Origin of the sequence: Streptomyces sp. SP18CS02 (assembly GCF_036322365.1) — a bacterium.
Classification (GTDB): domain Bacteria; phylum Actinomycetota; class Actinomycetes; order Streptomycetales; family Streptomycetaceae; genus Streptomyces.
This window is the reverse complement of sequence record NZ_JAQYXC010000303.1, coordinates 251,623-265,538: the sequence shown is the minus strand read 5'-3', so window position 1 is coordinate 265,538 and position 13,916 is coordinate 251,623. Positions and strand designations below refer to the sequence as shown.

The 13,916-nt window shown below is 72.6% G+C and carries 15 protein-coding genes; 12 read left to right on the top strand and 3 right to left on the bottom strand.

The features are described 5' to 3' along the window. The first annotated feature begins 6 nt into the window (after positions 1 to 6). From PUR26_RS32180 to PUR26_RS32165, 4 genes are all read left to right on the top strand, one after another. A complete protein-coding gene (locus PUR26_RS32180) occupies positions 7 to 1,272 on the top strand; it encodes an ABC transporter ATP-binding protein (protein ID WP_329877969.1) in 1,266 nt (421 codons plus the stop codon). Between the two features lie 214 nt (positions 1,273 to 1,486). Further along, on the top strand, positions 1,487 to 2,170 hold the full coding sequence (locus PUR26_RS32175) for a trimeric intracellular cation channel family protein (protein WP_329877967.1): 684 nt from the start codon (positions 1,487 to 1,489) through the stop codon (positions 2,168 to 2,170). Positions 2,171 to 2,192: 22 nt separating this feature from the next. After that, complete coding sequence (locus PUR26_RS32170; protein ID WP_329877965.1) at positions 2,193 to 3,011, top strand: thioesterase family protein; 819 nt, start codon at positions 2,193 to 2,195, stop codon at positions 3,009 to 3,011. 23 nt (positions 3,012 to 3,034) lie between these two features. Beyond that, the gene (locus PUR26_RS32165; RefSeq protein ID WP_329877963.1) at positions 3,035 to 4,081 is read left to right on the top strand and encodes a helix-turn-helix transcriptional regulator; all 1,047 of its coding nucleotides are present in this window, start codon (positions 3,035 to 3,037) and stop codon (positions 4,079 to 4,081) included. Here the strand turns inward: PUR26_RS32165 and PUR26_RS32160 are convergent. Beyond that, a complete protein-coding gene (locus PUR26_RS32160; protein WP_329877962.1) occupies positions 4,050 to 4,673 on the bottom strand; it encodes a TetR family transcriptional regulator in 624 nt (207 codons plus the stop codon). The two genes, PUR26_RS32165 and PUR26_RS32160, sit on opposite strands and share 32 nt — an antisense overlap. Before the next feature lie 100 nt (positions 4,674 to 4,773). On the opposite strand from PUR26_RS32160, the gene PUR26_RS32155 reads away from it, so the two are divergent. From PUR26_RS32155 to PUR26_RS32145, 3 genes are all read left to right on the top strand, one after another. Further along, on the top strand, positions 4,774 to 4,935 hold the full coding sequence (locus PUR26_RS32155) for a hypothetical protein (RefSeq protein ID WP_329877961.1): 162 nt from the start codon (positions 4,774 to 4,776) through the stop codon (positions 4,933 to 4,935). Between the two features lie 316 nt (positions 4,936 to 5,251). Then, positions 5,252 to 5,467, top strand: coding sequence for a DUF4190 domain-containing protein (locus PUR26_RS32150; RefSeq protein WP_329878572.1), 216 nt, complete (start codon positions 5,252 to 5,254; stop codon positions 5,465 to 5,467). Positions 5,468 to 5,646: 179 nt separating this feature from the next. Further along, a complete protein-coding gene (locus PUR26_RS32145; protein ID WP_329877960.1) occupies positions 5,647 to 6,810 on the top strand; it encodes a cysteine desulfurase family protein in 1,164 nt (387 codons plus the stop codon). An 81-nt stretch (positions 6,811 to 6,891) separates the two neighbouring features. Here PUR26_RS32145 and PUR26_RS32140 read toward each other — a convergent pair whose 3' ends face one another. Further along, a complete protein-coding gene (locus PUR26_RS32140; protein ID WP_329877959.1) occupies positions 6,892 to 7,581 on the bottom strand; it encodes an N-acetylmuramoyl-L-alanine amidase in 690 nt (229 codons plus the stop codon). 61 nt (positions 7,582 to 7,642) lie between these two features. On the opposite strand from PUR26_RS32140, the gene mnmA reads away from it, so the two are divergent. Next, the gene (gene mnmA, locus PUR26_RS32135; RefSeq protein ID WP_329877958.1) at positions 7,643 to 8,767 is read left to right on the top strand and encodes a tRNA 2-thiouridine(34) synthase MnmA; all 1,125 of its coding nucleotides are present in this window, start codon (positions 7,643 to 7,645) and stop codon (positions 8,765 to 8,767) included. Positions 8,768 to 8,944: 177 nt separating this feature from the next. Here mnmA and PUR26_RS32130 read toward each other — a convergent pair whose 3' ends face one another. Continuing rightward, positions 8,945 to 9,289, bottom strand: coding sequence for a DUF427 domain-containing protein (locus tag PUR26_RS32130; RefSeq protein ID WP_329877957.1), 345 nt, complete (start codon positions 9,287 to 9,289; stop codon positions 8,945 to 8,947). A 51-nt stretch (positions 9,290 to 9,340) separates the two neighbouring features. Between PUR26_RS32130 and PUR26_RS32125 the strand changes: the two genes are divergently transcribed. Genes PUR26_RS32125 through ligA form a run of 4 tightly spaced genes read left to right on the top strand, consistent with a single transcriptional unit; the run spans position 9,341 to position 13,848 of the window. After that, positions 9,341 to 9,880, top strand: coding sequence for a TIGR00730 family Rossman fold protein (locus PUR26_RS32125; RefSeq protein ID WP_329877956.1), 540 nt, complete (start codon positions 9,341 to 9,343; stop codon positions 9,878 to 9,880). Positions 9,881 to 9,898: 18 nt separating this feature from the next. Next, positions 9,899 to 10,597, top strand: coding sequence for an SDR family oxidoreductase (locus PUR26_RS32120; RefSeq protein WP_329877955.1), 699 nt, complete (start codon positions 9,899 to 9,901; stop codon positions 10,595 to 10,597). Between the two features lie 43 nt (positions 10,598 to 10,640). After that, positions 10,641 to 11,651, top strand: a complete 1,011-nt coding sequence (locus PUR26_RS32115) for a methionine synthase (RefSeq protein WP_329877954.1) — start codon at positions 10,641 to 10,643, stop codon at positions 11,649 to 11,651. A 7-nt stretch (positions 11,652 to 11,658) separates the two neighbouring features. Then, entirely contained in the window at positions 11,659 to 13,848 is a 2,190-nt protein-coding gene (gene ligA / locus PUR26_RS32110) for an NAD-dependent DNA ligase LigA (protein ID WP_329877953.1), read from the top strand. The last annotated feature ends 68 nt before the right edge of the window (positions 13,849 to 13,916 follow it).

Genomic DNA, 13,916 nt, shown 5'->3' with positions numbered 1-13,916 from the left:
ACAGCCGTGAGCATTCCCGCACAGAGCGGCGGCGGCAGCGGTACGGGTGCCCCGGAGCCCGAGATCCTGCTGAAGGTGACCGGCCTGCAGAAGCACTTCCCCATCCGCGAGGGCCTGCTGAGGCACCGGACCGGAGCGGTGAAGGCCGTCGACGGCATCGACTTCGAGGTGCGCGCGGGGGAGACCCTGGGCGTCGTCGGCGAGTCCGGCTGCGGCAAGTCGACCATGGGCCGGCTGATCACCCGGCTGCTCGAACCGACGGGCGGCACGATCGAGTTCGAGGGCCGCGACATCACCCATCTCGGCGTGGGCGCCATGCGCCCGATGCGCCGCGATGTGCAGATGATCTTCCAGGACCCGTACTCCTCGCTGAACCCGCGCCACACCATCGGGACGATCGTCAGTGCTCCCTTCCGGCTCCAGGGCGTCAAGCCCGAGGGCGGCCTGAAGAAGGAGGTCCAGCGGCTGCTGTCGGTCGTGGGCCTCAACCCGGAGCACTACAACCGCTACCCGCACGAGTTCTCGGGCGGTCAGCGCCAGCGCATCGGCATCGCCCGGGCGCTCGCGCTCAACCCGAGGCTCGTCGTCGCGGACGAGCCGGTCTCGGCGCTGGACGTGTCGATCCAGGCGCAGGTGGTGAACCTGCTCGACGACCTCCAGCAGGAGCTCGGTCTCACGTATGTGATCATCGCGCACGACCTCTCGGTCGTCCGGCACGTCTCGGACCGGATCGCGGTGATGTACCTCGGCAAGATCGTCGAGCTGGCGGACCGCAAGTCGCTGTACGAGGCGCCGATGCACCCGTACACCAAGGCCCTCATGTCGGCGGTGCCGATCCCGGACCCGAGGCGGCGGACGGCCAAGAGCGAGCGCATCCTGCTCAAGGGCGACGTACCGTCGCCGATCTCCCCGCCGAGCGGCTGCCGCTTCCACACGCGCTGCTGGAAGGCGACGGAGATCTGCAAGACGCAGGAGCCACCGCTGCTGGAGCTGCGGCCGGGGCAGCGGGTCGCCTGCCACCACCCGGAGAACGCCCCGGACCAGGCGCCCGGCGAGGAGGTCCTGGCGTCGGCGCGGGAGGCCATCGAGGTCGTGGAGGTGACGGCGAAGTCGGTGGAGTCGGCGCAGTCGGCGCAGTCGGCGGAGAAGGCCGAACCGGCGACCGCCGCGGACCTCCCGGCCGGGGACTCCCGGGCCGCCGAGGAGACCGACGCGGCCGAGGAGACCGACGCGGCCCCCGGGAACGACGGCGGGCCGAAGAAGAAGGTGTGAGCCCGGTCCGCGGACCGGCCGTCGACGCCCCGGAGCCCTCATGGGCCCGGGGCGTCGCCCTTTCCGCCCTGCCGCGGGCGGCACGGGCGGCGCGGGCACGGGAGGCGCGGGAGGCGCGGGAGATGCCGGTGGGCGGGCCGTGCGGGGCACGGGGCGCAGGGCGGGGCGCGGGGCGCGGGGCGGGAGCGCGCCGGGGACGCTGCACAATTGGCCGGTGCTCCAGGATCTGTTCACGCCCTCCGTTCAACACGCGCTCGACATCGTCGGGATCTTCGTCTTCGCGATCTCCGGCGCGCTGCTCGCCGTGCGCAAGAACTTCGACGTCTTCGGCATCGCCGTCCTCGCCGAGGTCACCGCGCTCGGCGGGGGCCTGCTCAGGGACCTGATCATCGGCGCCGTTCCGCCCGCAGCCTTCACCGATCTCGGGTACTTCCTGACGCCCCTGGTCGCCACGGCCCTCGTCTTCTTCCTGCACCCCCAGGTCGAGCGCACCCAGACCGCCGTCAACGTCTTCGACGCCGCCGGGCTCGGCCTCTTCTGCGTCACCGGCACGACGAAGGCGTACGAGTACGGCCTCGGCCTCACCTCCTCGGCCGCGCTGGGTCTCGCCACCGCCGTCGGGGGCGGTGTCCTGCGGGACGTGCTGGCCAACGAGGTGCCCTCGCTGCTGCGCTGGGACCGGGACCTGTACGCCGTGCCCGCCATGGTCGGCGCCATCATGGTGGCGCTGTGCATCCGGTTCGAGATGCTCAACCCGTTCACCAGCGGGATCGCGGTGATGACCGCGTTCGTCCTGCGTCTGCTCGCGATGCGCTTCCACTGGCGGGCGCCCCGGGCCTGGAACCGGCGCTCGGCCGCCACCGAGGAGCAGCTCCCCGGGAAAGCTACCGCTCAGTAATTTTCTGTTGTACGGTCGCCCCATGGACAGCGAGTTCGACCGCGACACGGCGGTGACCCTGCGCGAATCCGGCGTGTACGACGCCGAGCTCTCCGCCGGATGGACGATCATCCAGGCCGTCAACGGCGGCTATCTCCTGGCCCTGCTGGGCCGCGCCCTCGGGGACGCACTGCCGCATCCCGACCCGTTCACGATCTCGGCGCACTACCTGACGCCCTCCGTGCCGGGCCCCGCGGTGATCCGGACCGAGACGGTCCGCACCGGCCGCACGCTCTCCACCGGACAGGCGTCGCTCTTCCAGTACGCCGAGGACGGCAGTGAGGTGGAGCGCATCCGCGTGCTCGCCTCCTACGGCGACCTCGACGCGCTTCCCGACGACGTCCGTACGACGGCCAAGCCCCCGGCCATTCCGCCGATCGAGCACTGCCTCGGCGCGTCGGACGGCCCGGCGCGCATCCCCGGCTCCTCGGCCATCACCGAGCGGCTCGACATCAAGCTCGACCCGGCGACCGTCGGCTGGGCCGTCGGCGCGCCCTCCGGCAAGGGCGAGATGCGCGGCTGGTTCGGCCTGGCCGACGGCCGCGACCCCGACCCGCTGTCCCTGCTGCTCACCGTCGACGCGCTGCCGCCGACCTCGTTCGAGCTCGGCCTCAGCGGCTGGACGCCGACCGTCGAACTCACCGCCCACATCCGGTGCCGCCCGGCCCCCGGCCCGCTCCGGGTCGCCATCACCACCCGCAACCTGGCCGGCGGCTTCCTGGAGGAGGACGCCGAGGTCTGGGACAGCGCGGACCGCCTGGTCGCCCAGTCCCGTCAGCTGGCCCGCGCGCCCCGGGGCTGAACCGGCCGCGTTAGCTTGGCCGGGTGAAGTCCGACCGGCTGCTGTCGATCCTCCTGCTGCTCCAGACCCGTGGACTCGTCCCGGCCGCGGAGCTCGCCGAGCGCCTCGAAGTCTCCGTACGCACCATCTACCGGGACGTCGAGGCGCTCTCCGCGTCCGGGGTGCCGGTCTACGCCGAACGCGGGCGGCACGGCGGGATCGCGCTGCTGCCCGGCTTCCGTACGGATGTGACGGGGCTGACCGCCGACGAGTCGCGCGCCCTGTTCGTTCTCGCCGCCGAGGGCGCCCACGCCGCGCTCGGGCTCGACCGGGCGCTGGGCTCCGCCCTGCGCAAGGTCATGGCCGCACTGCCCGAACCCCACCGTCCGGCCGCCGAGCTGACGAGCCGGCGCATCCTGGTGGACCCCGACCGCTGGATGCGGGGGCCGGGCCCCGCGGTCGACCTGGACACCCTGCACGACGCGGTCTTCGCCGACCGGCGGCTGAGGCTGTGCTACCGGCACAGCGGCACCGAGGGGCCGAGGGCGTACACCGTGGACCCGTACGGCCTGGTGGCCAAGGCCGGCGTCTGGTACCTCGTGGCCGACCACCGGGGTGCGCCCCGGCTCTTCCGGGCCGACCGGGTCGGGAGGGCGACGGTCACGGACGATCCCGTGCGGCGGCGCCCAGGCGTGGAACTGGCCGACGTCTGGGAGGTGCTGCGGCGCCGGGTCGAGCACCGTCCGGCGGGCCTGCGGGTGACGGCCCGGGTGCGCGCCTCCCGTCTGGACCTCTTCCTGCGCCTCCATGGCGGCCTGCTCGTCACCGCCCCCGAACCCGAGGGCGGGGCGGCGGGCGCGCCGGAAGCGGGGGCCCGAGGAGGACCCGGGGGCGGCCCGGTGGACGCCGGCGGATGGACCCGGGTGGAGCTGGCCCTCCCCGATGTGCGCCACGCCCGGGGCCTGTTGGCCCTCGGGGCCCACCTGGAGATCCTCGACCCGCCCGAGGCGCGGGCGGAGCTGGCGGCGATGGCCGCGGCCGTCGTGGAGCTGTACGGCCTCAGTCCAGCCAGTGGCGACGGCCCAAGCTGACCAGTCGCATCCGGCGGCGGGCGTTGCGGGCCACCCGTTCGCGCTCGACGGGATCGGGCCCGGCCGCGAGGAACGCGGAGGCCGTCATCACCATGTGGTCGACGTACAGCCCGGCGAGCATCAGCAGGTCGTCGCGGTCCCAGCCCTCGCTGTCCGGGTGGCGGCCCAGCTCCTCGGCCACCTCCCGGGCGAACCGGTCGAGTTGGCCGCCGATCGCCTCGCGCACGCTCTGTACGCCTCCGTGCCGTTCCCGTGCGATGAAACGGACATGGGCGGGGTACTCGCGTACCAGACCGGCGATCAACTCCACGGTTCCGGTGATGCGTTCGTCCGCGTCGCCGGTCGCCGCCAGGGTGGTGCGGATGGTGCCGTGGAGGCTTCCCAGAGCCTCGTCGACCAGGGCGACCCCCAGGTCCGCGGTATCGCGGAAGTGCCGGTAGAAGGCGGTCGGCGCGATGCCGACGGCGCGGGTCACCTCGCGCAGGCCCAGGCTGCTGAGGCTCTGCTCCTCCAGCAGGCGCAGTGCCGCGTCCAGCAGGGCCTGACGGGTCTTCTGCTTCTGGGCCTGACGGATTCCGGCGGTGTGACTCATGACATTCAGTAAACAACCGTTCTCCGGATTCTTCCAGCATGAGGACGGCTAGACTGGGCAGTCAGTAAACAACTGTTTCCTCAATGAGGGAGGTCGCCCGATGCTCTTCATCGTCGCCGCCCTGCTTCTGCTGGGCGTTGCCCTCGGGACCGTGGCCCATGTGCCGGTTCCCGTCAGCCTGATCGGCGCCGCCGTCATCGGCGCGTGGCTGCTGATCTTCGCCACCCGTGAGCGATTCGGCCGCAAGCGGCACCACCACTGAGGTTCGGAGGAGTCCTGTCATGGAACCCACCACATCCACCCGGCGCCACACGGCCCGTACCGCCGGGCCGCACCTCCCGCGGCACGGCACCGCCCCGGGCCACACGTCCCGCGGCACAGGACCGCACCGCGGCACCGGCCCCCGCCGGAGCGCCGACCCGCGCGACACGGCCGACCCACGCGACACGGCCGGTCGGCGCCCGGCCGAAGCGCCCGGCGCGACGGGTGAGACCGGCCGGCCCGCCGCGACCGGAGCCCCGGACGCCGATGGCCGGCCCGCCGGCGAGCGCCCGGTCGGCCGCCGGGACACCGACGGCATGGCCGTCGCCTCGTTCGTGCTCGGCCTGGTGGGCCTGCTGGTCATGAACATCGTCCTGGGCCCGGTCGCCATCGGACTGGCCGCCATCGCCCTGCGGCGCGGCACCGCGCGCCGTGGCCGCGCCCTGCTCGGCCTCGGCCTGGGCGTCGCCGACCTCGTCGTGCTGGCCGTTCTGGTCTCCGTGGACCACACCTGGTCCTGGAGCATCACCTGACCCGGACGGCGCTCGCGCCCCGCCGGGCAGGGCCGGCCCGGTGGCCGTCGGCGGTGCGCGGGACACGGCGGCCACGGCCGGTGCCGCGGGGGCGCAAGGACCCGCACGGCACGGCGGGCGGGTCGCCGGGTCACCGCCCCGCCGGGAGACCTTCCCGGTGCTCGTAGAATCAGGGCACCATGGCTTACCTCGACCACGCCGCGACCACTCCGATGCTCCCGGAGGCGATCGAGGCGATGACCGCCCAGCTCGCCGTCACCGGCAACGCGTCCTCACTGCACGCCGCCGGGCGACGCGCCCGCCGTGCCGTCGAGGAGGCCCGGGAGACCCTCGCCGAAGCGCTCGGCGCACGCCCCAGCGAGGTCGTCCTCACCTCGGGCGGCACCGAGGCGGACAACCTGGCCGTCAAGGGCCTCTACTGGGCCCGCAGGGACGCCGACCCGCGCCGCGTGCGGGTGCTGGCCAGCCCCGTGGAGCATCACGCCGTCCTCGACGCCGTGCACTGGCTGGGCGACCACGAGGGCGCGACCGTCGAGTACCTGCCCGTCGACCCGTTCGGGCGCGTGCACCCCGACGCGCTCCGCACCGCCATCGCGCGGGACCCGGGGAGCGTGGCCCTGGCCACCGTCATGTGGGCCAACAACGAGATCGGCACCGTCATGCCGATCCATGAACTCGCCGCCGTCGCGCGGGAGTACGACGTGCCGCTGCACGCCGACGCCGTCCAGGCCGTCGGCCAGCTCCCGGTCGCCTTCGCCGGCTCGGGGCTCGCCGCCATGACCGTCTCGGGCCACAAGACCGGCGGCCCCTACGGCATCGGGGCGCTGCTGCTGGGCCGCGAGTACACCCCCGTACCGGTGCTGCACGGAGGCGGACAGGAACGCCATGTGCGCTCCGGCACCCTCGACGTCCCGGCAGTCGCGGCGTTCGCCGTCGCGGCGCGGCTGGCCGCGGAGCGCCGCGAGGAGTTCGTACGCGATGTGGGAGCCCTGCGCGACCGGCTGATCGACGCCGTCCGCGACGCCGTTCCGGACGCCGTCCTCGGCGGGGACCCCGAGCACCGGCTCCCCGCCAACGCCCACTTCGCCTTCCCCGGCTGCGAGGGCGACTCGCTCCTCCTGCTGCTGGACGCCCAGGGCATCGAGTGCTCGACCGGCTCCGCCTGCACGGCCGGGATCGCCCAGCCCAGCCACGTCCTGCTGGCCACCGGCACCGACCCCGACCTGGCGCGCGGCACCCTGCGCTTCTCGCTCGGCCACACCTCCACGGCCGCGGACGTCGAGGCCGTCGCCAAGGCCATCGGCCCGGCCGTCGAACGCGCCAGGACGGCCGGGCTCACCTGAAGTCCTGCCCGGTCCCACCAGTGCCGGTGCCCGGGCCGGCACCGGCGGCCGCTCCCGCGCCCCGGTGCCGCCCGCCGCCGGTCAGCTCTCCGCCGCCTTCGGCGAGGGCACCGAGACGGACCGTACGAGATTCATGTACCGGTCCCAGTCCCAGTGCGGTCCCGGGTCCGTGTGGTCCGTGCCCTCGACCTCGACGTGGCCGATGATGTGCTCCCGGTCCACGGGTATGCCGTACCGCGCGCATATGCCCGCCGTCAGCCGGGCCGACGCCGCGTACATCGCCGGTGTGAAGTCCTGCGGACGGTCCACGAAGCCCTCGTGCTCGATGCCGATGCTGCGCTCGTTCATGTCCCGGTCGCCCGCGTGGAAGGCCACGTCCAGTTCGCGGATCATCTGCGCGATGTGCCCGTCCTTGCGTACGACGTAGTGCGTCGCCGCCCCGTGCCCCGGGTTCTTGAAGACCTTCAGCGCGGTCGGGTAGCTGCCCTGCACGACGTGGATGACGACCCGGTCGATGGTGTAGTCGTCCGGACGGTCCGCCCGCCGCCAGTTCGCGCGTGCCGCCGCCGACCACTCGGCGCCCCGGTGGTCCAGCTCCCCCTCCACCCGCTTCTTCTCCATGCCCGGCAGCCGCCACCAGACACGGCGGACCTCGTCCCGGACCACCACGGCCGTGCCCACCACGGCCGCCCCGCCGCCGATCAGCACCGCGCGCCGGCCTATGCCGCGGCTCTTCCCGCTCCGGCCGCCCCGGCCCGTGTGACTTCCCATGTGATCGTGAACGCGTACTCACGCGACTGCGGTTCCCGCGGGCCCGTACTCTGGTAGGGCTATGACTCAGACTCCCCAGCGCCCCCTCCGTGTGCTCGCCGCCATGTCGGGCGGTGTGGACTCCGCCGTCGCCGCCGCCCGTGCCGCCGAAGCCGGGCACGACGTCACCGGGGTACACCTGGCCCTCTCCGCCAACCCGCAGTCGTTCCGTACCGGTGCGCGCGGCTGCTGCACCATCGAGGACTCGCGCGACGCGCGCCGCGCGGCCGATGTGATCGGCATCCCGTTCTACGTGTGGGACCTGGCCGAGCGGTTCCGCGAGGACGTCGTCGACGACTTCGTCGCCGAGTACGAGGCGGGTCGCACCCCCAACCCGTGCCTGCGCTGCAACGAGAAGATCAAGTTCGCCGCGCTGCTGGACAAGGCGCTGGCCCTCGGCTTCGACGCCGTCTGCACCGGCCACTACGCCACCGTGGTCCTCCGGGAGGACGGCTCGCGCGAGCTGCACCGCGCCTCGGACATGGCCAAGGACCAGTCGTACGTCCTCGGCGTCCTGGACGAGAAGCAGCTCGCCCACGCGATGTTCCCGCTGGGCGACACCCTCACCACCAAGGACGAGATCCGCGCCGAGGCCGAGGCCCGCGGCCTGGCCGTCGCCAAGAAGCCCGACAGCCACGACATCTGCTTCATCGCCGACGGCGACACCCAGGGCTTCCTCGCCTCCCGCCTGGGCCGGGCCGAGGGCGACATCGTCGACGAGGCCGGCCGGAAGGTCGGCACCCACGAGGGCGCGTACGGCTTCACCATCGGGCAGCGCAAGGGACTGCGCATCGGCCACCCGGCCGCGGACGGCAAGCCGCGCTACGTCCTGGACATCTCCCCCGTGAACAACACGGTCACCGTCGGCCCCGTCGAGGCGCTCGACGTCACCGCCCTCACCGCGATCAAGCCCCGCTGGTGCGGCACGGCGCCGTCCGGCCCGGGCACGTACACCGCGCAGCTGAGGGCCCACGGCGGCGAGACGGAGGTGACCGCCGCCCTGGAGGACGGCGAACTGCGCGTCACCTTCACCGAGCCGGTACGCGGTGTGGCGCCCGGCCAGGCGATCGTGCTGTACGACGGCACACGCGTGGTCGGCTCGGCGACGATCGCGACGACGCGGCGGGCGGCCGCGGCCGCGGTCTGACCGGGACCGCCCGGCCCCCGGGCCGGGCGGCCCCCGCCCGCGTCGCTCGTACGTGACGGGGGTGCCGTCCTTCGAGGGCATCCGGCCCCCGGTCCTGTCCGGTGTCCGGTTCCCATGACCCGTGCCGATACGGACCGGCGTCCGCGCCGGAACGCATCGCTCCGGAGCGGGAATCGCTCAGTCCTCTTCCGCGACGGTCTCGGCCGCGTAGAAGCAGAAGTGCCCCGTGATGGCGGCGACCTCCGGCTTCGGCTCCGGGTACGCCCACACGACGTCGAGCCCGTCGGCGGCGTCCTTCACGGACCAGTAGGAGGCCGCGCCCTTGAACGGGCAGTGCGTCCGGGTCGCGGACTCGGTCAGCAGCTCCGTCCTGACGTCGTCGGGCGGCAGGTAGTACCGGACCGGGCAGCCCGCCTCCCGCAGTACCAGGGGGCGCCGGCTCTCGGCGATCAGACGCCCTTCAAGGACGACCCGTACATGCTCGGTGCCGGGCTCGACGGTGATGCGGTGTCCTGTGGCCATACCCTGCTTCAACGACGCCGGCCGCCGGCCGATTCCCCGTACCGTGGGCGCATGAACATCTGTGTCTTCCTCTCCGCGGCCGACCTCGACGAGCGCTACACCGGACCCGCCCGGGAGTTCGCCGAACTGCTCGGCAAGGGCGGTCACACCCTGGTCTGGGGCGGCTCCGACGTCGGTCTGATGAAGGTCGTGGCGGACGGCGTCCAGGAGGCGGGGGGCCGGCTCGTCGGCGTCTCGGTCGACTTCCTGGCCGCCAAGGCCCGGCCCGGCGCGGACGAGATGATCGTCACCAAGGACCTCGCCGAACGCAAGGCGCAGCTGCTGGCCAGGTCCGACGCGATCGTCATCATGGTCGGCGGGACCGGCACCCTCGACGAGGCCACCGAGATCCTGGAGCTGAAGAAGCACGGCCTCACCACCAAGCCGGTGGTGCTGCTCAACACGGCGGGCTTCTACGACGGCCTGAAGCAGCAGTTCCGGCGCATGGAGACGGAAGGCTTCCTGCCGGTTCCCCTCACCGAGCTCGTCTTCTTCGCGGAGGACGGCGTGGCGGCGCTGGCCTACCTTGAGGAGAGCATGGGCGTCCGGTAGGCCGCCAGGAGTGCGAGCATGGCCCGTATGGCTACTCACATGATCACCGGGGCGGGCTCCGGCATCGGCGCGGCCGTCGCGCGCCGCCTGCACGAGCGGGGCGACGAACTCGTGCTGCTGGCCCGCGACGCGGGCCGCGCCAAGGAGCTCGCCGGCGCGTTTCCCGGCGCCCGTACGCTCGTCGGCGACCTCGCCAACCCCGACCGGCTCTCCTGGGCCTTCTCCCACCAGCCCCTGCCGGACCGGATCGACTCGCTGGTGCACAGCGCCGGCGTGGTCGACCTCGGCCCCGTCGGCGAGCTGACCACCAGGGCCTGGCGCGGCCAGCTGGAGGTCAACCTCATCGCCCCGGCCGAGCTGACCCGGCTCTTCCTGCCCCAACTGCGGACCGCGCGGGGGCACGTCGTCTTCGTCAACTCCGGCGCCGGCCTCAACGCACACGCGGAGTGGTCCGCCTACGCCGCCTCCAAGCACGGTCTGAAGGCGCTCGCCGACTCGCTGCGCGCGGAGGAGCACGGCAACGGCGTACGCGTCACCTCGGTCTACCCGGGGCGCACGGCCAGCCCGATGCAGGCGAAGGTCCACTCCCAGGAGGGCAAGGAGTACGACGCGTCCCGCTGGATCGATCCGGAGTCGGTCGCCACGGCGATCCTCGCCTCCATCGACCTGCCGCGTGACGCCGAGGTCAACGACCTGACGGTACGGCCGGGACACTGAGGTCCCGGCCGGGTCGCCCCGTGCCGGCACGTACGCTTCCCGGGTGAGCGAGAAGAACGAGTTCAGCTGGGGCCCCGCCACCGGTGTCGGGTCGATGCCGGGCGGCGACGCGCGCGAGGCCGCCAAGACCGTCGCAGGTTCCTTCGAGGACTTCCCCCACCTTCCGGAGCTGCCCGCACGCGGACCGGGCGCCGACATGACCGGGCGGACCATCGGACTGCTCGTCGACATGTACGGGCACGTCGAGCCGAGCGGCTGGCGGGTCGGCGACCGCCCCGGCCGCGACACCCGGCGAGCCAGGTCCTGGCTGGGGGAGGACCTCGACGCCCTGGAGGAGTACACCCAGGGGTACGAGGGCCCGCTGAAGGTCCAGGCCGTCGGCCCGTGGACGCTGGCCGCCGCGCTGGAGCTGCGGGGCGGCGAGGCCGCGCTGGGCGACCCGGGGGCCTGCCGGGACCTGACGGCGTCGCTGGCCGAGGGGGTGCGTGAACACCTCTCGGAGGTACGGCGCCGGGTGCCGGGGGCGCGGGTGGTGCTCCAGCTCGACGAGCCGTCCCTCACCGCCGTGCTGCGCGGGCAGGTCAGGACGGCGAGCGGTTACCGGACCCACCGTGCCGTGGACCGTCAGGTGGTGGAGAGCGCGCTGCGGGACGTGATCGCGGTGAACGAGGGCCACGGGCCGGTGATCGTGCACTCGTGCGCGCCGGACGTGCCGTTCGCCCTGCTGCGCCGGGCCGGCGTGGCGGGCATCTCGTTCGATTTCGGCCTGCTCACCGAGCGTGACGAGGAAGCGATCGGTGAGGCGGTGGAAGGCGGTACGAAGCTCTTCGCGGGCGTCGTCGGCTCCACCGACGGCCCGTTGTCGGACCCTGCCGGTAGCGTCATGGGTGTCAGGACGCTGTGGCGCAGGCTGGGGCTGAATCCGGGGACTCTCGCCGAGTCCGTGGTGATCACTCCGACGTGCGGGCTGGCGGGCGCTTCGCCCGCGTATGCCCGTGCGGCGCTCGCCCACGCCGGCCGGGCGGCGAGATCGCTCGCGGAGAACCCAGAGTAACGGAGGAATGACGGTGGCTGTCGAACAGCATGACGTGGTGCCCGCGGAGGCACGGGAGAAGCACGCGCAGCTGGCCGAGCAGGTCGAGGAGCACCGCTTCCGGTACTACGTGAAGGACCGGCCGATCGTCAGCGACGGCGAGTTCGACAGGCTGCTGCGCGAGCTGGAGGCGCTGGAGGAGGAGCACCCCGAGCTGCGCACCCCCGACTCGCCGACGCAGAAGGTGGCCGGGGCGTACGCGACGGAGTTCACCGCGGTCGAGCACCGCGAGCGGATGCTCTCGCTGGACAACGCCTTCGACGACGAGGAGCTGGCGGCCTGGGCGGACCGGGTCGCCAAGGAGGTCGGCACCTCGGCGTACCGCTTCCTGTGCGAGCTGAAGGTCGACGGCCTCGCCGTCAACCTGACGTACGAGAAGGGGCGGCTGACGCGTGCCGCGACCCGGGGCGACGGCCGGACCGGTGAGGACATCACGCCCAACGTCCGCACCATCGCCGACGTCCCCGCCCGGCTGAAGGGCGACCGGATCCCCGACCTCGTCGAGATCCGCGGCGAGGTCTACTTCCCGATGGAGCGGTTCGAGGAGCTGAACGCCCGTCTGGTCGAGGCGGGTGACAAGCCCTTCGCCAACCCGCGCAACGCGGCGGCGGGCTCGCTGCGGCAGAAGGACCCGAAGGTGACCGCCACCCGGCCGCTGCACATGGTGGTCCACGGCATCGGTGCCCGTGACGGGTTCGACATCGACCGCCTCTCCCAGGCGTACGAACTGCTGCGCGAGTGGGGCCTGCCGACCGCCCGGCACAACAAGGTCGTCGACGACCTCGACGGCGTGCGCGGCTTCATCACGTACTTCGGTGAGAACCGGCACTCGGTGGAGCACGAGATCGACGGTGTGGTCGTCAAGCTCGACGACATCCCGCTCCAGGGCCGGCTCGGGTCCACCTCGCGGGCGCCCCGCTGGGCGATCGCCTGGAAGTACGCGCCGGAGGAGGTCAACACCAGGCTGGTCAACATCCGTGTGGGTGTCGGCCGGACCGGCAGGGTGACGCCGTACGCGCAGGTGGAGCCGGTCACGGTCGCCGGTTCGGAGGTCGAGTTCGCCACCCTCCACAACCAGGAGGTGGTGAAGGCCAAGGGCGTGCTCATCGGTGACACGGTGGTGCTGCGCAAGGCGGGTGACGTCATTCCGGAGATCCTCGGGCCGGTCGCGGACCTGCGGGACGGCAGCGAGCGGGAGTTCGTCATGCCGGCCGAGTGCCCCGAGTGCGGTACGGCGCTGCGGCCGATGAAGGAGGGCGACATCGACCTCCGCTGCCCCAACGGCCGCACGTGCCCCGCCCAGTTGCGGGAGCGGCTGTTCTATCTGGCCGGGCGCAAGGCCCTCGACATCGAGAACTTCGGCTATGTCGCGGCGGCCGCGCTGACCAAGCCGCTGGAGCCGGCCGACGCGCCGCTGGTCGACGAGGGCGATCTCTTCGACCTCACCATCGAGCAGCTGCTGCCCATCAAGGCGTACGTCCTCGACCAGGACAGTGGTCTGCCCAAGCGGGACCCGAAAACGGGCGAGGAGAAGGTCGCGACGGTCTTCGCCAACCAGCAGGGCGAGCCCCGGAAGAACGCCCTCGCGATGCTGGAGAACATCGCGGCGGCGAAGGAGCGGCCGCTGGCCCGGATCCTCACCGGTCTGTCGATCCGGCACGTGGGACCGGTGGCCGCGGAGGCGCTGGCCCGCGAGTTCCGCTCGATCGACCGCATCGAGCAGGCCACCGAGGAGGAGCTGGCGGCCGTCGAGGGCGTGGGGCCGACCATCGCGGCCTCCCTCAAGCAGTGGTTCGAGGAGGACTGGCACCGGGAGATCCTGCGCAAGTGGCGGGCGGCCGGGGTCCGGACGGAGGACGAGGGCGGCGGCGAGGACGAGGGGCCCCGCCCGCTGGAGGGGGTCACCGTGGTCGTCACCGGAACGCTGCAGAATCACACACGGGATGGCGCAAAAGAAGCGCTGCAAAGCCGCGGAGCGAAAGTGACCGGTTCCGTTTCGAAGAAAACCGGGTTTGTTGTTGTGGGTGACAACCCGGGATCCAAGTACGACAAGGCGATGCAGTTGAAGGTTCCGGTTCTGAATGAGGACGGCTTTGCCGTGCTGCTCGAACAGGGTGTGGAGGCTGCGCGGGAAGTGGCGGTTCCGGTCGAACAGTAGGGCGAGAAAAGGCAGTCGAAGGTCACCCGTTCAGCGCATACCAGATGGATAAGGGTGGCCGGGTCGCA